Annotated in this window: 19 protein-coding genes; 15 read left to right on the forward strand and 4 right to left on the reverse strand. The window is 42.3% G+C overall.

Annotated elements, in window-relative coordinates; genetic code table 11:
* Positions 1–7 precede the first annotated feature (7 nt).
* From AC3E7H_RS08100 to AC3E7H_RS08110, 3 genes are read right to left on the reverse strand one after another with little or no spacing between them, the layout of a single operon-like run.
* A complete protein-coding gene (locus tag AC3E7H_RS08100; RefSeq protein ID WP_301559536.1) occupies positions 8–736 on the reverse strand; it encodes a hypothetical protein in 729 nt (242 codons plus the stop codon).
* 15 nt (positions 737–751) lie between these two features.
* On the reverse strand, positions 752–1,447 hold the full coding sequence (locus AC3E7H_RS08105) for an ABC transporter ATP-binding protein (RefSeq protein WP_000173159.1): 696 nt from the start codon (positions 1,445–1,447) through the stop codon (positions 752–754).
* Between the two features lie 3 nt (positions 1,448–1,450).
* Positions 1,451–1,816, reverse strand: coding sequence for a GntR family transcriptional regulator (locus AC3E7H_RS08110; protein ID WP_000119157.1), 366 nt, complete (start codon positions 1,814–1,816; stop codon positions 1,451–1,453).
* Positions 1,817–1,955: 139 nt separating this feature from the next.
* On the opposite strand from AC3E7H_RS08110, the gene nrdR reads away from it, so the two are divergent.
* Genes nrdR through der form a run of 5 tightly spaced genes read left to right on the forward strand, consistent with a single transcriptional unit; the run spans position 1,956 to position 6,527 of the window.
* Positions 1,956–2,429 (forward strand): transcriptional regulator NrdR, encoded by a 474-nt coding sequence (nrdR, locus tag AC3E7H_RS08115; protein WP_049549025.1) that lies wholly within the window; start codon positions 1,956–1,958, stop codon positions 2,427–2,429.
* Positions 2,430–3,596, forward strand: a complete 1,167-nt coding sequence (locus tag AC3E7H_RS08120) for a replication initiation and membrane attachment family protein (protein WP_490676356.1) — start codon at positions 2,430–2,432, stop codon at positions 3,594–3,596.
* The gene (gene dnaI, locus AC3E7H_RS08125; protein WP_049527732.1) at positions 3,597–4,493 is read left to right on the forward strand and encodes a primosomal protein DnaI; all 897 of its coding nucleotides are present in this window, start codon (positions 3,597–3,599) and stop codon (positions 4,491–4,493) included.
* Entirely contained in the window at positions 4,490–5,203 is a 714-nt protein-coding gene (locus AC3E7H_RS08130; protein WP_049527729.1) for an NADPH-dependent oxidoreductase, read from the forward strand. The genes dnaI and AC3E7H_RS08130 overlap by 4 nt, the downstream gene beginning before the upstream one ends.
* 13 nt (positions 5,204–5,216) lie before the next feature.
* Positions 5,217–6,527 (forward strand): ribosome biogenesis GTPase Der, encoded by a 1,311-nt coding sequence (gene der, locus AC3E7H_RS08135; protein ID WP_414267794.1) that lies wholly within the window; start codon positions 5,217–5,219, stop codon positions 6,525–6,527.
* 287 nt (positions 6,528–6,814) lie between these two features.
* On the opposite strand, the gene AC3E7H_RS08140 is transcribed toward der, so the two are convergent.
* Complete coding sequence (locus AC3E7H_RS08140) at positions 6,815–12,088, reverse strand: SIALI-17 repeat-containing surface protein (protein WP_490676357.1); 5,274 nt, start codon at positions 12,086–12,088, stop codon at positions 6,815–6,817.
* Between the two features lie 306 nt (positions 12,089–12,394).
* On the opposite strand from AC3E7H_RS08140, the gene AC3E7H_RS08145 reads away from it, so the two are divergent.
* From AC3E7H_RS08145 to yidD, 10 genes are all read left to right on the forward strand, one after another.
* Positions 12,395–12,640 carry a YneF family protein gene (locus tag AC3E7H_RS08145; RefSeq protein ID WP_001048970.1) on the forward strand — a complete coding sequence of 82 codons (246 nt, stop codon included), beginning with the start codon at positions 12,395–12,397 and terminating at the stop codon, positions 12,638–12,640.
* 205 nt (positions 12,641–12,845) lie between these two features.
* A complete protein-coding gene (gene racE, locus AC3E7H_RS08150; protein ID WP_049503242.1) occupies positions 12,846–13,640 on the forward strand; it encodes a glutamate racemase in 795 nt (264 codons plus the stop codon).
* The gene (locus tag AC3E7H_RS08155; RefSeq protein ID WP_490676358.1) at positions 13,637–14,608 is read left to right on the forward strand and encodes a nucleoside-triphosphate diphosphatase; all 972 of its coding nucleotides are present in this window, start codon (positions 13,637–13,639) and stop codon (positions 14,606–14,608) included. Before racE ends, AC3E7H_RS08155 begins: the two co-directional genes overlap by 4 nt.
* Positions 14,584–15,105, forward strand: a complete 522-nt coding sequence (locus AC3E7H_RS08160) for a metallophosphoesterase (protein ID WP_004251713.1) — start codon at positions 14,584–14,586, stop codon at positions 15,103–15,105. The genes AC3E7H_RS08155 and AC3E7H_RS08160 overlap by 25 nt, the downstream gene beginning before the upstream one ends.
* Positions 15,102–15,563, forward strand: coding sequence for a cyclic-di-AMP-binding protein CbpB (gene cbpB / locus AC3E7H_RS08165; RefSeq protein WP_414269429.1), 462 nt, complete (start codon positions 15,102–15,104; stop codon positions 15,561–15,563). The genes AC3E7H_RS08160 and cbpB overlap by 4 nt, the downstream gene beginning before the upstream one ends.
* Positions 15,560–16,294, forward strand: coding sequence for a site-specific tyrosine recombinase XerD (xerD, locus tag AC3E7H_RS08170; protein WP_490676359.1), 735 nt, complete (start codon positions 15,560–15,562; stop codon positions 16,292–16,294). Before cbpB ends, xerD begins: the two co-directional genes overlap by 4 nt.
* Positions 16,294–17,028 carry a segregation/condensation protein A gene (locus AC3E7H_RS08175; RefSeq protein WP_490676360.1) on the forward strand — a complete coding sequence of 245 codons (735 nt, stop codon included), beginning with the start codon at positions 16,294–16,296 and terminating at the stop codon, positions 17,026–17,028. Before xerD ends, AC3E7H_RS08175 begins: the two co-directional genes overlap by 1 nt.
* A gap of 12 nt (positions 17,029–17,040) precedes the next feature.
* Positions 17,041–17,610, forward strand: coding sequence for an SMC-Scp complex subunit ScpB (gene scpB, locus AC3E7H_RS08180; protein ID WP_414261082.1), 570 nt, complete (start codon positions 17,041–17,043; stop codon positions 17,608–17,610).
* Positions 17,597–18,322, forward strand: a complete 726-nt coding sequence (locus AC3E7H_RS08185; RefSeq protein WP_016466836.1) for a pseudouridine synthase — start codon at positions 17,597–17,599, stop codon at positions 18,320–18,322. The genes scpB and AC3E7H_RS08185 overlap by 14 nt, the downstream gene beginning before the upstream one ends.
* A complete protein-coding gene (yidD, locus tag AC3E7H_RS08190; protein WP_045762655.1) occupies positions 18,322–18,576 on the forward strand; it encodes a membrane protein insertion efficiency factor YidD in 255 nt (84 codons plus the stop codon). The genes AC3E7H_RS08185 and yidD overlap by 1 nt, the downstream gene beginning before the upstream one ends.
* The last annotated feature ends 24 nt before the right edge of the window (positions 18,577–18,600 follow it).

An 18,600-nucleotide genomic window follows, 5' to 3' on the forward strand; every position in this document is an offset into this window, starting at 1 on the left:
GCATTTTTTATTGCAAATTAACTTTATTTTTCAAGATATAGTAGGTTCCGAGATAGAAGGCTGCGCTGAGGATGAGGTCTTTAAAGATTTCAGCGGACATCATCATGCTATAATTCAAGCTTGGACTAAACATGTCGACAAATCCAAGGACAATGTGGATAACAATATAAGCTAAGACAGCGAGGGCTGTACGGTATTCATTAAAGAGCTGTCCAATTGAAATAGACAAGTAGATGCAAAGGATGCCTGCTACAGTGCTTATGAAAAATGAAATCAAGGTTAACCAGAAATTCTCGATATAATGTACGAATAAGTAATCAAAAAAGTAGGAATCAACCATATTTGGGTCAATGGTTGCAAAGATAATGTAGATACTTAGGAAAAAAACTGCTGAACTGATTATAGACCAAATGAAGGCTCCCAAGAGTTTGGCTAAGATAATCTGGTGTTCAGATAAAGGTAAGGTTAGAGTGAGATAGCCTTGGCGATCGTAGACACTACCCTTGAAGCGACGGATGATTAAAATCAAGGTTGAAATACTCAAGGTAATAAGTAGTCCACCAAAAACCAGACCTAGAAACACTAACATAATCATTTGTTGATCGGGAGTATCGATGGATTTTAGGGAACTAGCTTGAGCCCCGATAAGGACAGAAAGGGCCAGTACAGCACCATAGAGGGCTAAATACCATTTGTTAACATTTTTAAATTCATAACGAACTAAATTCCAAAACATAATAATCTCCTTTATCTAGGCTTTGAATTCGTGGCGGAAGAGCTGGTCGATAGACTCTCCAGACTCATAGCGAATATCATCAACATTTCCTTGACGGACGACTTTTCCATCCTTGAGGAAGATAATCTCATCCAAGATTGGTTCGATATCTGAAATCAAGTGGGTTGAAATCAAGACAGTTGAAGTTGGAGAGTAGTTGTTAATGATGGTGTTCAAGATATAGTCACGAGCTGCTGGGTCGACACCCCCGATTGGTTCATCAAGCACATATAGACGAGCATCGCGACTCATGACAAGGATCAACTGAACCTTTTCTTTGTTCCCTTTTGAGAGTTTCTTGAAACGGCTATTTTCATCGATGCCAAGGTCACGAAGAAGACCTTGAGCACGTTCCAGATTAAAATCTTGGTAGAAGGTCTTGAAATAAGTGAGAGCTTCCTTGACCTTCATTTGCTCGTTTAGATAGGTCGTATCAGGCAGATAAGAAACAATCGCTTTAGTTGCTGGGCTTGGTTCCATACCATTGATAAGGATACGCCCTTCCTCTGGCTGCAGCAAGCCGTTGATTAGTTTAATCAAGGTTGTCTTTCCAGAACCGTTTGGACCAAGGAGGCCAACGATTTTTCCAGCTGGAATTTCAAGGGAAACATTTGTAAGAGCAGGACTTGCTCCATAGGATTTTGACACATTTTCAAATGCTAACAAGGTCATAGTTTAAACTCCTTCAATATAATCTCTCAAAACAGTCGGTAGTTCTTCTTTTTCATAGCCGAATTCTACCATGCCTGTTACAAACTGTTGCAGCTGTTCTTCTGACAGTTGCTTACGGGATTGGAGGATCAAGTCCAAATCCTCTGTGACAAAGCGTCCAGATGTTCGCTTGGTATAGACAAAGCCTTCTCTCTCCAAGTCCGATAGGGCGCGCTGGATGGTGTTGGGATTGACACCTGCCTCGCTAGCTAATTCTCTAACGGTTGGAAGTTGTTGATTGGGCTCGAGTTTATGGGAAATAATCTGCAATTTGATTTTCTCCATAATCTGCAAATAAATGGGTTTATTGTTATCAAATGTCCAAGACATCACGATCTCCTTTCTAATTACTTTTGTGTTAATTCAATAATACAACAAAACAAAAAACTTGTCAAGCCAAAAGGAGAATTATTTTGGGAATCTCTTAAAAAATGGTATAATGAAAAGAAAACGACAAGGAGGGAAAGGCATGCGTTGTCCAAAATGTGGCGCTACAAAATCAAGTGTGATCGATAGTCGCCAGGCTGAAGAAGGAAATACAATCAGAAGAAGACGTGAGTGTGAAGAGTGCCAGCATCGGTTTACAACCTATGAACGTGTTGAAGAGAGAACACTGGTTGTGGTCAAAAAAGATGGTACACGGGAACAATTTTCAAGAGATAAAATCTTTAACGGGATTATTCGCTCAGCCCAGAAACGTCCAGTGTCTAGTGATGAGATTGGCATGGTAGTCAATCGCATCGAACAAAAACTCCGTAGTCGCAATGAAAACGAAATTCAGAGTGAGGATATTGGTTCCTTGGTTATGGAAGAGTTGGCAGAGTTAGATGAGATTACTTATGTACGTTTTGCCAGTGTTTACCGTAGCTTTAAGGATGTGAGTGAGCTTGAAAGCCTACTCCAGCAGATCACACAATCCTCTAAAAAGAAAAAGGAAAAATAAATGAAGCCAAATGACCGTTTTTCTTTTGTAAAGAATAATCGGGTGTCGCAAGATACCTCATCAATGGTGCAGTGTTACCTCCCGATTATCGGTCAGGAGGCGCTGAGCCTCTATCTTTATGCTGTGACTTTTTGGGATGATGGTCAAAAGGAGCATCTCTTTGCAGCTATGCTCAACCATCTGAATTTTGGGATGGATAGTCTTTTAAAGGCTTTTAAAACTCTGACAGCTATGAAATTGGTGACCCTCTATCAGCAGGGGGATACCTATAATTTGTTACTCCATTCTCCCTTATCAACTCAAGAATTTTTACAACATACAGTTTATCGGACCTTGTTAGAAAAAATGATTGGGGATAGTGCGGTTGCAGCCATGAGACAGGAAAGTGTTGAAGGGGAACCTATCTCGGTGGCCTTGAATCAAATCTTCCCTCAGTTATCCGAGTCTGCGAGTCAAGAAACCTCTAGCAGTCAGCCTGCAGTAGATGATTTTGATTTGGAGCATTTCCGTCAGCTCATGGCCCGTGATGGTCTTCGCTTTCAAGATGAGACTTCGGATGTTTTGGGCTTGTTTGCAATAGCAGACGAGCAAAAGTGGACCTGGTTTGAAACTTATCAAGTAGCCAAAGCGACAGCAGTGTCGCAAGTGATTTCTGTCAAACGCATCCGTGAAAAGATAGCGCAAAAGCCTGTGACTTCTGACTTTAGTCCCAAGGAGGCAACCATTATCCGAGAGGCTAAGAGAAAGACAGCCTTACAGTTCCTTGCTGAAATCAAGCAGACCCGCAAAGGAAGTATTACCCAAACTGAACGGGACCTGCTCCAGCAGATGGCAGCCTTGGGTTTGCTGGATGAAGTGATCAATGTTATCCTGCTCCTGACCTTTAATAAGGTTGATTCAGCCAATATCAATGAAAAATACGCCATGAAGGTGACTAATGACTACGCCTATCAAAATATTCGTAGTGCCGAGGAGGCTGTCCTCCGTATTCGTGAACGTGGCCAAAAAGCAAAAACGCAAAAGCAGAATCAGACTGCCCCAGCAAAAACCAATGTGCCTAAATGGAGCAATCCTGAATATAAGAATGAAACCAGCGAAGAAACTCGCTTAGAACTAGAACGTAAGAAAAAAGAAATGTTAGCTCGATTAGAAAAAGGAGGAGACTAGATGGAAAGTGTCGGAGACGTACTCAAGCGTCAACCAAGCCGATTTCAGTATCAGGATTTGGTCCAGCAAATTGTGAAAGACCCTGATGTTGCGGCCTTTATCCAGAAAGAATCTCTCAGTCAGGAGGAGTTGAACCGAAGTATTTCCAAGTTTAACCAATATATCACTGAGAGAGATAAGTTCCTCCGAGGAGATACAGACTATATCGCGCGTGGCTACAAGCCTATCCTAGTCATGAACCATGGCTATGCAGATGTCTCTTATGAGGAAACTCCGGAGCTAATCGCGGCAGAAAAAGAAGCGGCGATTAAAAATCGTCTCAAGCTAATCAATCTTCCAGCTAGCCTCAAAAAAGCCAGTCTAGCTCAAGTAGATTTAGATGATTTGGGGCGCTTGTCCGTTTTTGAAAAGCTCCTAGCCTTTGTGGAGCAATATCCAGCTATTCGAAAAGGTCTGTACTTATATGGAGACTTTGGTGTGGGTAAAAGTTTCATGGTGGCTGCCCTAGCCCATGATTTGTCAGAAAAACGTGGCGTTTCATCAACTCTCCTCCACTATCCGAGCTTTGTCATTGATGTCAAAAATGCTATTGGGGATGGCTCTGTCAAAACCTTGGTAGATGAAATCAAGCTGGCAGAAGTTCTGATTTTGGATGATATCGGTGCTGAGCAATCAACACCGTGGGTCCGTGATGAAATCTTGCAGGTGATTCTTCAGTATCGCATGCAGGAAGATTTACCGACTTTCTTTACTTCAAACTTCAATTTTGAAGATTTGGAAAAACATTTTGCAAAAGGCAAGAACGGAAATGACGAAACTTGGGAAGCCAGACGTGTCATGGAACGTATCCGTTACCTTGCTGAAGAAACACAACTAAAAGGAGAAAACCGTCGATGACAGAAACAATCAAATTAATGAAGGCTCATACTTCAGTGCGTAGATTTAAGGAGCAAGAGATTCCCCAAGAAGATTTAAATACCATTTTGTCTGCAGGACAAATGGCTTCTTCTTGGAAAAATTTCCAATCGTATTCTGTGATTGTAGTTAGAAGTCAAGAAAAGAAGGATGCCTTATTTGAGTTAGTTCCTCAAGAAGCGATTCGCCAGTCTGCAGCCTTTCTCCTCTTTGTCGGTGACCTAAACCGTGCAGAAAAAGGAGCCCGTCTTCATACGGATGTTTTCCAACCTCAAGGGGTGGAAGGACTCCTCATCACTTCAGTAGATGCTGCGCTTGCTGGGCAAAATACCTTGCTTGCGGCAGAAAGCCTAGGCTACGGAGGAGTGATTATCGGTTTGGTGCGTTACAAGTCTGTTGAATTAGCAGAATTGTTCAAGCTTCCTGACTATACCTATCCAGTATTTGGGATTGCACTAGGTGTGCCAAATCAAAAGCATGATGTAAAACCAAGATTGCCACTTGAGAATGTTGTCTTTGAGGAAGAATACCAAGAACAGTCAACGGAGGCTATTGAAGCCTATGACCGTGTACAGACTGAATATGCAGGTGCGCGTGCGACTACAACTTGGAGTCAACGTTTGGCAGAGCAATTCGGTAATCCAGAACCAAGCTCGACTCGAGAAAATCTTGAGCAGAAGAAGTTATTGTAGAAAGTGAGAAAACATGGCCTTACCAACTGTTGCCATTGTGGGACGTCCCAATGTTGGGAAATCAACCCTATTTAACCGTATCGCGGGAGAGCGCATCTCAATCGTAGAAGATGTTGAAGGTGTAACGCGAGATCGTATTTATGCCACAGGTGAGTGGCTTAACCGTTCTTTTAGTATGATTGATACTGGGGGGATCGATGATGTCGATGCTCCGTTTATGGAACAAATCAAACACCAGGCAGAAATTGCCATGGAAGAAGCAGATGTTATCGTCTTTGTCGTGTCTGGTAAAGAAGGAATTACAGATGCGGACGAATACGTTGCCCGTAAACTTTATAAAACTCATAAACCAGTTATCTTAGCCGTTAACAAGGTTGACAATCCAGAGATGCGAAATGATATCTATGATTTCTATGCTCTAGGATTGGGTGAACCGCTACCGATTTCATCTGTTCATGGTATCGGGACAGGGGATGTGCTGGATGCTATTGTGGAAAATCTCCCACATGAAGTTGAAGAAGAAAATCCAGATGTTATCAAATTCAGCTTGATTGGACGTCCAAATGTTGGAAAATCTAGCTTGATCAATGCCATTTTGGGAGAAGATCGCGTCATTGCCAGCCCTGTCGCTGGTACTACTCGTGATGCCATTGACACTCATTTTACAGATGCTGACGGTCAAGAGTTTACCATGATTGATACTGCTGGTATGCGTAAATCTGGTAAAGTCTATGAAAATACTGAGAAATACTCTGTCATGCGTGCCATGCGTGCTATTGACCGTTCAGATGTAGTTTTGATGGTCCTCAATGCCGAAGAAGGTATTCGTGAGTATGACAAGCGTATCGCTGGATTTGCCCATGAAGCTGGTAAAGGGATGATTATCGTGGTCAATAAGTGGGATACTCTTGAAAAAGATAACCATACTATGAAAAACTGGGAGGAAGATATCCGTGAGCAGTTCCAATACCTGCCTTACGCACCGATTATCTTTGTATCAGCTTTGACCAAGCAACGTCTCCACAAGTTGCCTGAGATGATCAAGCGAATCAGCGAGAGTCAAAATACCCGTATTCCATCAGCTGTCTTGAATGATGTGATTATGGATGCTATCGCCATCAATCCAACACCGACCGACAAAGGAAAACGCCTCAAGATTTTCTATGCGACTCAAGTGGCAACCAAACCACCAACCTTTGTTATCTTTGTCAACGAAGAAGAACTCATGCACTTTTCTTACTTGCGTTTCTTGGAAAATCAAATTCGCAAGGCCTTTGTCTTTGAAGGGACACCGATTCATCTGATCGCAAGAAAACGGAAGTAGTGGATGTAAAAAAACGATAGAACATCAAGACTTGTTCTATCGATAATCTACCCCATCAAATCATTTGCAAAAGATGTGAACAGGATTTGGTTTGTAGGATATTATTGAAATTGAAAAAGGATGGAATGATTTTCCATCCTTTTTTATAGCGGAATAAATCTATATTCCTAGGGGGACAATATTTATACTCAATGAAAATCAAAGAGCAAACTAGGAAGCGAGCCGCAGGCTGTACTTGAGTACGGCAAGACGAAGCTGACGTGGTTTGAAGAGATTTTCGAAGAGTATTAATCTTTCTTACCTTTTAGTAAGAAGGTAGCCGATAAGGCTAGGCTGAGACTTGCCATAAAGAGGAGAGGGCTAGCTTGTTCACCTGTGGCTGGGAGTTGTTTGTCATTCGTAGAAACCTGATCATTGGCTTCATTACTTTCAACCAATGGTTTTGTGGTTTCTAGGTTTCTTTCTTCCGTATGAGCTGGGACAGGTTTAACAGTTGAGCCTTCTGTCTTGTAAACAATAGCGTAAGTGCTCACGTCAAAAGTAATAAACTCAATCATACCGTCTCGAATGGTGAATTCTTGTGGTTTTAATTCATTTGTTGAAGTTAATTGATAGAGTTCTTGAATATCACCGGATACTGGTAGTCGAACGAGTACAGCACCTTTGGCTTGAACTGGCTGTCCATCTTTATCCTTGAGTTGAAGAGTGTAAGCATCGTATTTCTTGCCCAAGAGTTCTTTGTTTTCAACTTTTTGACTGTCGAGGTAGCTTGCGCCTCCTAGTTCAGTTGTTCCACTGATAACTTGAACTCTTGTAGTCTTGTCTTTCAATACTTTGAGTTTAAACTCAGGAACTGTGTTACTTGGCGCGGCTTGACCACTACCTGTCCCGATAGGGCCAGTATATTCAGGTCTTTCCACAGTAGGTGCTTTCTGATCCCCAGTTGTTCCGATAGGACCAGTGTATTCAGGTCTTTCTACAGTAGGCGCCTCCTGATCCCCAGCAGTTCCGATAGGACCAGTGTATTCAGGTCTTTCCGCAGTAGGTGCCTCCTGATCCCCAACAGTTCCGATAGGACCAGTGTATTCAGGTCTTTCCGCAGTAGGTGCTTCTTGATCCCCAGCAGTTCCGATGGGGTCAGTGTATTCAGGTCTTTCCACAGTAGGCGCTTCCTGTTCCCCAGCAGTTCCGATAGGACCAGTGTATTCAGGTCTTTCTACAGTAGGCGCTTCCTGCTCCCCAGCAGTTCCGATAGGACCAGTGTATTCAGGTCTTTCCACAGTAGGTGGCTCCTGCTCCCCAGCAGTACCAATAGGATCTGTGTACTCAGGAATGGTTACTACTGGAGCAGGCTCATCCCCTTTACTTGTTTGAATTTTTTCTTCCACTGGACTGGTTTCATCCTTAGGAAATACTGTTACAACAGAGCTGCTGATTGTTTTTCCTTGGATAGCATAAGCTTCTATCGGATTGCCAGCTTTACGATCTGTAGTTTCAGGAATATCCAGTTGTACCTTATTATCCTTGATGGTTAATACCGTTTGTTCGCCAGATGTAACAAGATGGTCGTCATCGACTTTTCTGAGTAGAAGAGGATCTTTGATACCAGGGAAGGTCACAGCAACAGCATCCCAATTACCAGTTGGTAGGGTTAAGGTAACAGTCTTATCTTTGGACTTAATAGGATCAAGGCTTGGACTATCGAGAGACACAGATGGTGCTTTTAAGATATCAAAGGAATCAAGAGAGATTTTCTTTCGCCCTTCTGGAGAATCTGGATCTACTTTCAAAGTTAGGACGTGATCACCATCAGCTAGATTTGTGAATTCGCCAATCAAAGCACCTTTTTCTGTTGCTCCTGGAGTGAAGAAGTCAAGGGCTGGCATCTCTTTGCCATCCAGTGTGACAAGTGCCTTGCCTAGTGATGCTGTTTTTAATCCATAGATTCGGATACCTGTTCCAGAGAATGGGATGGTTGCTATGGCTTCAGAAGCGAGGCTATCATCAGCGTTGATGTCGGCATACTTCTCTGTAGAAGCATAGAGCTCTGCATCGCTCCAATCCTTAAACATGGAACCATACTGGATACGAGGGTCACGGTCGTCGATCTTCTCAACAGCTTCTCCTTGTCCTGGGAAAACCTTGAAGTAATCAAGAGAAATTTTTGCACGCTCATTGACACGTCCTTTGTGCTCGCGCTTAACAGTGATGGTCATCAAATGAGGACCTGAGGATAGATTTGTGTAACGTCCTATCAATACACCTTTTTCAGTTGCTCCTGCTGTATAGAAGTCAAGTTCTTCAACAGATTTGCCATCAATTTTAACATCGGCAAGTCCCAATTGAGATGACTTGAGACCGTAAATTTCAATACCAGGTCCATTGAATGGAATGGTTGCAGTCGCATCTTTATCAGAATAATTTCCATTTGAGATATCAGCGTATTTCTCTGTTCCACCAAATAGTTCTGTGTCAGACCAATTTCCAAAGGCAGAGCCGTACTGGATGCGTTTGTCACGGTCATCTACCAACTCACTAAAGGAATCAATAGAAGCAGGATCTGAAACTGGTGTTGAACGTTCGCCCATCATAGCTTTAACAGTATAGGTATAGGCATGGCTAGAATCAATTGAGCGATCGATAAAGTGAGTTCGGTTGGTGATAAACTCACGTAGGGTAGAAGCTTGGCTATTTTCATCTTTGCTTTCTCGTCGGATGACATAATGACTTGCTCCCTTGACTGGGTTAAAGTCAAGTTCAGCCGTCATGGCATCTTTTCGAACAGCTGTCAAACGAGTCACACGTCCAGGGAAGTTTTCAAAGGTAATGACGTCGCCTTTTTGGGTAGCAAGCTGAATACGGTTGTCTTTGATGCGGCTTGCTTGCACTTCCTTACCGTTAACCTTAACAAGGCTAGCTTCGATATTTGGATAGTCTACAACCAAATCTCCACCAACATTTGAAAGGAAGGTGAGGGATTCAAGATTCTTTTCTTGCCATTTCATGCTGACTTCAAAGTTGCCACGTGCTACAAGACCAGAAACTTGCCCGTCTTTCCAAGCATCTGGAAGGGCTGGTAATGGTGCGATATAACCTGTGTGAGACTGAAGGAGCATTTCTGCCATACCGCTGGTTGCGCCAAAGTTACCATCAATTTGGAAAGGCGCGTGCGTATCCCAGAGGTTTTCTAGGGTTGAAGATTTGAGCTGTTCAGCCAATAAACGGTGGGCACGATTTCCATCTAGGAGACGAGCCCAAAGGTTGATTTTATTAGCCTTAGACCATCCAGTACCACCATCTCCACGGTGATTCAAGCTAGCACGCGCAGCCTCAAGGTACTCAGGTTGATCCTTGCTAAATAGGGTACCAGGGAAGAGTCCGACCAGATGAGAAACGTGACGGTGGTGATTTTCAATACCTTCGTTTGTGAATTGAGGGCTGTCTTCCTCAAACCACTCCTTGATACGACCATCTTGGTTGATATGAAGTGGTTTTAACTTATCGAATTTAGCCTTAACTTCTGTTACAAGGTCTTGATCCACTTTCAGATGGTTAGCTACTTCCATGTAGTCGTGGAAAAGTTGCCAAACTAGAGACTGGTCGAAGGTATTCCCAATAGTGATAGTTCCATGCTCTGGTGAGTAGGATGGAGAAGAAACCCAGCGGTCACTAGCTTTGTCGTAGTGCAAGAAGGAATTCCAGAACTTGGCTGTTTCCTTGAGCATTGGATAAATCTTTTCTTTAAGATAAGTTTCATCCTTGGTGAATTTGTAGTAGTCATAGACGTTCTGCATCATCCAAGCATTGGCAGCAGGAGACCAGCCCCAATAGTAATTCCAACCAGGAGTTGTCCAGCCGAATGGCGTTGCTTGGGTATGAACCAACCAACCATTTTCTTGACCTTCTTTGGATTCGATACCTGCGTATTCTTTAGCAGCGATACGACCATAATAGCGCATATCATCAATATAATTGATCATTGGCTTGGCAGTTTCAGCAAGATTGCTCATGTAGGCAGGCCAGTAGTTCATCTGTAGGTTGACATTGAGGTGATAGTCAGAGTTCCATGGTGGATTATCTACAGCGTTCCAGACTCCTTGCAAGTTTGCTGGAAGTGCATCTGTCCGGTTACGAGAAGAACTGATGAGGAGGTAACGTCCGTACTGGAAGAAGAGTTCTTCTAGCTTTTGGCCTTTTGTTGGATTATAGGTATGAAGAGCTTCTTTTGTAGTTTGATTAGACTTGCTACCACCGAGGTTTAATTGAACACGATTGAAAAGGCTTTGGTAATCCTTAATGTGATCATTTTTCAGAGTTTCATAGTCTTTGGCTTTAGCAGCTTCAACGATAGATTTGACAGTTTTCTCTACGTCAATATCCTTGCGGTAATTGGTTTTCGGATTTTGAGCAAAATTAGTCTTGGCACTGAGTAGCAGTGTTGCATAGCTTGCTCCTGTAACTGTCAAATAGCCATCTTGAGCAGTGACTTGTCCATCTGTCTTGATACCAAGATAAGAGGCAAATTTAAGACCGTTGTCTTTGACAGTTCCCTTGAGCAAAATACCATTAGAATCAACGCTAACAGTCCCTTGTTTGTATTTAGAATTATCCCAAGAATACTGTCCATTAGCAATTAGGTCTTCTGTTAAGCTATTCCAAAGCGTAAAATCAAGGGTCTTATCTCCCTTTTTAGTCAAGTGGGTAACAGTGACGTCATCTGGATAACTAGAGAAGGTCTCACGTTTGAAGCTTGTCCCGTCTTGGGTATAGGAGGTAGTTGTGATAGCTTCTGAAATGTCTAAGCCACGATGATAGTCAGTAACATTTTCCAAGCCCTTCTTCTGGTTATTAAAGACCATAAAGACATCGCCGAAGGCTAGGTAGCGACCGTATTGGGCATTGTTTGGCCCAACGAGATTTCTTTCAGCTAGGCGTTTTGCTTTTTGACGGTCTCCGTCTTCTAAGGCCTTACGGATTTCTGCTAAGACTTTGTAGCGGTCCTTGTAGTTTCCTCCATTGTAGTCTTGACTATCTGGCTGTGGGCCTCCAGACCAAAGTGTTTTTTCGTTGTACTGGATTCTTTCTTCACTGATGAGTCCGAAAACCTTGGCACCCATTTCTCCATTTCCGACTGGCAGGGCTTGTTTTTCCCATCCATCATAGGAAGGAGCAGTTGGTTGGTTGTAATGTAGTTCGTAATGTTCTTGCTTGTTCACAGGAAGTTCTGGTTTCTCGCTCTCCTTATTGTCAGCAGGGGCGGTAGTAGCACTTGTCTCTGACTGACTACTAGTTTGAGGTAGTTCTGTCCCTGGGTTTGTTTGCTTTTCAGCTGATTCAGCTACAGGCTGAGTCTCTGTGTTAGAAGTAACAACTTCCTCAACTTTGGTATCCGGTTTAGCAGAGGTTTCAGTAATGGTTGCCTCACTTTCCGGAATCTCGACACCATCAGCGGCTACACCCTGTGCTGCTAAAAAAACAGCACCAAGTAAAACAGAGGCAGCTCCGACACTTAGTTTGCGGATGCTATACTTACAGGATTTTTCCCAATATCTCTTATCCACAAAATTCTCCTTTCTCAAATCTGTAAGCGCATACATTCTCTTTTAAAAAAATAAGTCTTGCAGAAATATGTGTGATTTTTTTCAGATAATCTTAATATAACAAATAAACAAAACTATTGCAAGGGCTTTCAGGAAAAATGGACTTATTTTACCAAATTTTAGTTCTTTTTAAGTCTATTGAAAAAGATCAGAGATAAAAAATAATCTGAGTAATTACCAACCCTTATGAAAGCGTAACTCAAACTAGTCAGGCGTGGGACTTTATGGTATAATATAGAAGATTCAAAAAGAAACAGGAGAAATGTTATGAACCTTATTTTAGCAATTGTATTGATTCTTTTAGCTTTTCTAGGAGGAGCTCTTGGAGGTATGTACTTGGTGCGCAAGCAAATCGAAAAAGAATTTGCGGATAACCCACGTTTGAACGCAGAAGCAGTTCGTACTCTGTTGAGTGCAAACGGTCAAAAGCCAAGCGAAGCTAAAGTACAACAAGTTTACCACCAAATCATTCGCCAACAAAAAGCAGCCCTTGCTAACAATAAAAAGAAATAAATAGGAAAAGTCTGGGATGAAAGTTCCAGACTTCTCACTATGTTTGACTGATATTTAGAGACAAGACTTTTTCCTTGCATTCTATTGATATTTGATTATGATTAAGAGGGAGACAGTCGGGAACTACCCAGTCTGTCAGAAATTTCAGGAAGAAATGTAATGATAATGAACTATCAATCAGAAAAAATACTAGAAAGAAGACTGTATGGATAATCGACCAATTGGTTTTTTGGATTCGGGTGTCGGGGGCTTGACGGTTGTGCGTGAACTCATGCGCCAGCTTCCTCATGAAGAAATCGTCTATATTGGAGATTCGGCACGGGCTCCCTATGGTCCCCGTCCTGCTGAGCAGATTCGTGAATATACTTGGCAGCTGGTCAACTTTCTTTTGACCAAGGATGTTAAGATGATTGTCATTGCTTGTAATACAGCAACGGCAGTCGTCTGGGAAGAGATTAAAGCTAAGTTGGATATTCCGGTGCTGGGTGTGATTTTGCCTGGTGCATCAGCAGCTATCAAAGCAAGTCAGGGTGGGAAAATCGGTGTGATTGGAACTCCAATGACGGTAAAATCAGATATTTATCGACAAAAGATTCATGATCTAGACCCAGATTTACAAGTGGAAAGCTTGGCTTGCCCTAAGTTTGCTCCCTTGGTCGAGTCAGGAGCCCTATCGACCAGTGTGACCAAGAAAGTCGTTTATGAAACCTTGCGTCCCTTAGTCGGAAAAGTAGATAGCTTGATTTTAGGCTGTACCCATTATCCGCTCCTTAGACCTATCATCCAAAATGTCATGGGGCCTAAGGTTCAGCTGATCGATAGTGGAGCTGAGTGTGTACGTGATATCTCAGTCTTGCTCAATTACTTTGAGATTAACCGTAGCCGAGATGCGGCGCCCCTTCAACACCGTTTTTATACAACTGCAAATAGCCAAAGTTTTGCCCAGATAGGAGCAGAATGGCTGGAAAAAGAGATTCATGTGGAGCATGTAACATTATGACAAACAAAATTTATGAATACAAGGACAACCAGGACTGGTATGTCGGGTCCTACAGTGTTTTTGGTGGCATTCGGACTTTGACGGATGATGACTTAGCGTTTCCTTTGTTTGATTTAGCCAAAATCTTTCGAGATGAGGAGCGAGGCTTTCCACTTTCAGTCACCGTTTTACGATATGGTTCAGCCTATCGACTACTCTCCTTTGTGGTAGATATTCTCAACCAAGAAGCGAATCGAAACTTGGAAGTCATTCAACGTCAAGGTGCCTTGCTCTTAGTTGAAAATGGTCAACTTCTGCATGTCGAATTGCCTAAAGAAGGAGTCAACGTTCAAGATTTCTTTGAGACAAATAAGGTCAGAGAAACCTTGTTGATTGCGACTCGTAACGAAGGTAAGACCAAGGAATTTCGAGCTATTTTTGACAAACTTGGTTATGATGTGGAGAACCTTAATGACTATCCAGACCTACCTGAAGTAGCAGAAACAGGCATGACCTTCGAAGAAAATGCTCGCCTTAAGGCAGAAACCATCTCTAAATTAACAGGCAAGATGGTTTTAGCTGATGACTCTGGTCTTAAAGTTGATGTCCTCGGTGGATTACCAGGTGTCTGGTCGGCTCGATTTGCAGGAGTAGGGGCTACTGACCAAGAAAACAATGCTAAACTCTTGCATGAGTTGGCTATGGTCTTTGAACTCAAGGACCGTTCAGCTCAATTCCATACAACCCTGGTCGTAGCTAGCCCAGGTAAGGAAAGCTTGGTTGTCGAAGCTGACTGGCCAGGTTATATTAATTTTGAACCTAAGGGTGAAAATGGCTTTGGTTATGATCCGCTCTTCTTAGTAGGAGAAACTGGCAAATCATCAGCTGAATTAACCCTCGAAGAAAAAAATAGTCAATCCCACCGTGCCTTAGCCGTTAAGAAACTTTTGGAGGTATTTCCATCATGGCAAAGCAAACCATCATTGTAATGAGTGACTCCCACGGAGATAGCTTGATTGTAGAAGAAATCCGTGACCGCTATCTGGGGAAAGTCGATGCTATTTTTCACGATGGTGACTCGGAACTTCGCCCAGACTCACCACTCTGGGAAGGAATCCAAGTAGTCAGAGGAAACATGGACTTTTATTCAGATTATCCAGAACGTTTGGTGACTCAACTGGGCCCTACCAAGATTATCCAGACTCATGGACATTTGTTTGATATTAACTTCAATTTCCAAAAGCTTGATTTTTGGGCCCAAGAGGAAGACGCAGATATCTGTCTTTATGGGCACTTGCATGTTCCAAATGCTTGGATGGAAGGAAAGACCCTCTTCCTAAATCCTGGTTCTATCAGTCAGCCACGTGGAACCATCAGAGAATGTCTCTATGCCCGTGTAGAGATTGATGATAGCTACTTTAAAGTGGACTTTTTGACACGTAACCATGAGGTCTATCCAGGTTTATCCAAGGAGTTTGCTCGATGATTGCCAAGGAGTTTGAACAGTTTTTACTGGAGCAAGAGGAAACCTTTTTAACTCCTGCTGAAAATTTGGCTGTACTCATTGATAGCCACAATGCAGATCATGCAATTCTCCTCCTTAGCCAGATGACCTATACCAGAGTGCCAGTAGTGACTGATGAGAAAGAATTTGTCGGAACCATTGGACTTAGAGACATTCTGGCCTACCAGATGGAGCAGGGCTTGAGTCAGGAAGCTATGGCAGACACGGATATTGTACATATGACCAAGAAGGACGTAGCAGTTGTCAGTCCAGACTATACACTGACGGATGTTTTACATAAGTTAGTGGATGAGTCTTTTCTACCAGTCGTTGACAAGGATGGTATCTTCCAAGGCATTATCACACGGAAATCAATCCTTAAGGCTGTCAATGCTCTCTTGCATGACTTTAGTAAGGGATATGAGATTCGAAGCAAATGAGAGAAGGAATTTCAGCATTTTTAGAAGAAAAACAAGGTTTGTCTGTAAATTCTAAGCAATCCTATAAGTATGACTTGGAGCAGTTTTTAGATTTGATTGGAGAACGAATCTCTGAGACAAGTTTAAAAATCTACCAAGCTCAACTATCAAATTTTAAAATCAGTGCCCAAAAGCGTAAGGTTTCTGCTTGCAATCAATTTCTTTACTTTTTATACCAGAAGGGGGAAATTGGTACCTTTTATCGTTTAGAATTGCCGAAACAAGCTGAGAAAAAGCAAGTTCAGTCAGAACTTTTAGACCTCAGCTCTTTCTGGCCAGAAAGTGCCTATCCAGAGGGACGTTTAATAGCTTTATTGATAGTTGAATTGGGCCTCTTACCAAGTGAAATTCTAGCCTTAAAAACAAGTGATGTGAACCTAGATTTTCAAGTGTTGAGAGTCAATAAAGCTTCTCAACAAAGAATCTTGAGCCTTCCCACAAACCTGCTTGCGGAGTTAGAACCCTTGATGGGGCAGACCTACCTCTTTGAAAAAGCTGGGAAGCCATACTCCCGTCATTGGGCCTTTCGTCAGTTAGAAGCCTTTCTAAAGGAAAAAGGTTTTTCAGACTTATCTGCCCAAGGATTGAGAGAACAGTTTATATTAAGACAAATCGAAGAAAAGGTTGACTTGTACGAAATTGCTAAAAAATTAGGATTAAAGACAGTCATGACCTTGGAAAAATATAGATAATGGATATTAAATTAAAAGATTTTGAAGGGCCTTTGGATCTTCTTTTGCACTTGGTTTCAAAGTACCAGATGGATATCTATGATGTGCCGATTACAGAGGTTATCGAGCAATATTTAGCCTATATCTCGACATTACAAGCTATGCGTTTGGAAGTCGCAGGTGAGTACATGCTTATGGCTAGCCAACTCATGCTAATCAAGAGTCGCAAGCTCTTGCCAAAGGTTGCAGAAGTGACAGACCTAGAGGATGACCTAGAGCAGGACCTCCTTTCTCAAATCGAAGAATACCGCAAGTTTAAACTTTTGGGAGAGCGTTTGGAAGTGAAGCACCAGGAACGAGCTCAGTATTACTCGAAAGCACCTACAGAGCTGATTTATGAGGATGCTGAACTTGTCCATGATAAGACGACGATTGATCTTTTCTTATCCTTTTCAAACTTGCTTTCCAAGAAAAAAGAAGAATTCTCGCAAAATCATACAACCATTTTACGAGATGAGTATAAGATTGAGGATATGATGGTTATCGTTCGAGAAGCCTTGGTTGACGGAGAGCAATTGTGCTTGCAGGATTTGTTTAAAGAAACCAAGGATTTACAAGAGGTTATCACGATCTTTTTAGCGACCTTGGAGTTGATTAAAACCCAAGAAATTCTCTTAATTCAAAAAGAGAGCTTTGGAGATATCTATCTCCTGAAAAAGAATGAGGAAAATCAAGTAGAGCAGAGTCGATCTTGATAGAGAGGAAATATGAGTACTTTAGCAGAAATAGAAGCGCTCTTGTTTGTAGCGGGTGAAGAGGGGATTAGGATTCGCCAGTTGGCTGAGCTCCTTTCTTTGCCACCGACTGGGATTCAGCAGAGTCTAGAAAAATTAGCCAAAAAGTATGAAAAAGACCAGGATTCTAGTCTAGCCTTGATTGAGACAGGTGGTGCTTATAGATTGGTAACCAAGGCTCAATTTGCAGGTGTTTTGAAAGAATACTCTAAGGCACCCATCAACCAGAGCCTATCTCGAGCTGCCCTTGAAACCCTGTCCATCATTGCTTACAAGCAGCCTATCACACGGATAGAGATCGATGCTATTCGGGGGGTTAATTCAAGTGGAGCGCTAGCTAAGTTGCAAGCCTTTGACTTGATAAAAGAAGACGGGAAAAAAGAGGTTCTTGGACGCCCTAATCTCTATGTAACGACGGATTATTTCCTAGATTACATGGGCATTAACCATTTGGAAGAGTTGCCCGTGATTGATGAGCTTGATATTCAAGCACAAGAAAGCCAATTATTTGGTGAAAGGATAGAAGAAGATGAGAATCAATAAATATATTGCCCACGCAGGTGTGGCCAGTAGGAGAAAAGCAGAAGAGTTGATCAAGCAAGGCTTGGTAACTGTCAATGGCCAAGTAGTGCGTGAACTAGCGACTACTATCAAGTCAGGCGACAAGGTCGAAGTTGAAGGACAACCAATCTATAACGAAGAAAAGGTCTACTATCTGCTCAATAAACCACGCGGAGTGATTTCCAGTGTGACAGATGACAAGGGTCGTAAGACAGTTGTAGATCTCTTACCCAATGTTAAAGAGCGTATCTACCCTGTGGGACGTTTGGACTGGGATACGTCTGGAGTTTTGATTTTGACCAATGATGGAGACTTTACAGATGAGATGATTCACCCTCGTAATGAGATTGACAAGGTCTATGTTGCGCGTGTGAAAGGAATTGCCAACAAAGAAAATCTTCGTCCCTTGACTCGAGGGGTTGAGATTGATGGCAAGAAAACCAAGCCAGCTGTTTATGAGATTCTTAAAGTAGATCCAGTTAAAAACCGTTCAGTTGTACAGTTGACAATCCATGAGGGACGCAATCACCAGGTCAAAAAAATGTTTGAAGCGGTTGGTCTCCAAGTAGATAAACTTTCTCGAACTCGTTTTGGTCATCTAGACTTGACAGGACTTCGTCCAGGAGAATCACGCCGTCTCAATAAAAAAGAAATCAGCCAACTACACACCATGGCTGTAACAAATAATAAATAATGAAAAAAATCTTAATTGCGCCAGTGCGCTTTTACCAACGCTTTATCTCGCCAGCTTTTCCACCGTCTTGCAGATTTGAGCCTACTTGTTCAAACTATATGATTCAGGCTATTGAAAAACATGGATTCAAGGGAGTTTTGATGGGCTTGGCTAGGATATTACGTTGCCATCCTTGGTCTGAAACGGGTAAAGATCCAGTACCAGACTACTTTTCATTAAAGCGAAATACAAGAGAAGAAGGATCACATTTGTGATTCTTTTATTGTTGTAAGAGTAAG

The organism is Streptococcus sp. SCPM-O-B-15304 (M98), assembly GCF_058200215.1.

Coding starts and splice junctions, on each gene's coding strand:
- AC3E7H_RS08100 (WP_301559536.1), bottom strand. CDS start 736: ATGTTTTGGAATTTAGTTCGTTATGAATTTAAAAATGTTAACAAATGG.
- AC3E7H_RS08105 (WP_000173159.1), bottom strand. CDS start 1,447: ATGACCTTGTTAGCATTTGAAAATGTGTCAAAATCCTATGGAGCAAGT.
- AC3E7H_RS08110 (WP_000119157.1), bottom strand. CDS start 1,816: ATGTCTTGGACATTTGATAACAATAAACCCATTTATTTGCAGATTATG.
- nrdR (WP_049549025.1), top strand. CDS start 1,956: ATGCGTTGTCCAAAATGTGGCGCTACAAAATCAAGTGTGATCGATAGT.
- AC3E7H_RS08120 (WP_490676356.1), top strand. CDS start 2,430: ATGAAGCCAAATGACCGTTTTTCTTTTGTAAAGAATAATCGGGTGTCG.
- dnaI (WP_049527732.1), top strand. CDS start 3,597: ATGGAAAGTGTCGGAGACGTACTCAAGCGTCAACCAAGCCGATTTCAG.
- AC3E7H_RS08130 (WP_049527729.1), top strand. CDS start 4,490: ATGACAGAAACAATCAAATTAATGAAGGCTCATACTTCAGTGCGTAGA.
- der (WP_414267794.1), top strand. CDS start 5,217: ATGGCCTTACCAACTGTTGCCATTGTGGGACGTCCCAATGTTGGGAAA.
- AC3E7H_RS08145 (WP_001048970.1), top strand. CDS start 12,395: ATGAACCTTATTTTAGCAATTGTATTGATTCTTTTAGCTTTTCTAGGA.
- racE (WP_049503242.1), top strand. CDS start 12,846: ATGGATAATCGACCAATTGGTTTTTTGGATTCGGGTGTCGGGGGCTTG.
- AC3E7H_RS08155 (WP_490676358.1), top strand. CDS start 13,637: ATGACAAACAAAATTTATGAATACAAGGACAACCAGGACTGGTATGTC.
- AC3E7H_RS08160 (WP_004251713.1), top strand. CDS start 14,584: ATGGCAAAGCAAACCATCATTGTAATGAGTGACTCCCACGGAGATAGC.
- cbpB (WP_414269429.1), top strand. CDS start 15,102: ATGATTGCCAAGGAGTTTGAACAGTTTTTACTGGAGCAAGAGGAAACC.
- xerD (WP_490676359.1), top strand. CDS start 15,560: ATGAGAGAAGGAATTTCAGCATTTTTAGAAGAAAAACAAGGTTTGTCT.
- AC3E7H_RS08175 (WP_490676360.1), top strand. CDS start 16,294: ATGGATATTAAATTAAAAGATTTTGAAGGGCCTTTGGATCTTCTTTTG.
- scpB (WP_414261082.1), top strand. CDS start 17,041: ATGAGTACTTTAGCAGAAATAGAAGCGCTCTTGTTTGTAGCGGGTGAA.
- AC3E7H_RS08185 (WP_016466836.1), top strand. CDS start 17,597: ATGAGAATCAATAAATATATTGCCCACGCAGGTGTGGCCAGTAGGAGA.
- yidD (WP_045762655.1), top strand. CDS start 18,322: ATGAAAAAAATCTTAATTGCGCCAGTGCGCTTTTACCAACGCTTTATC.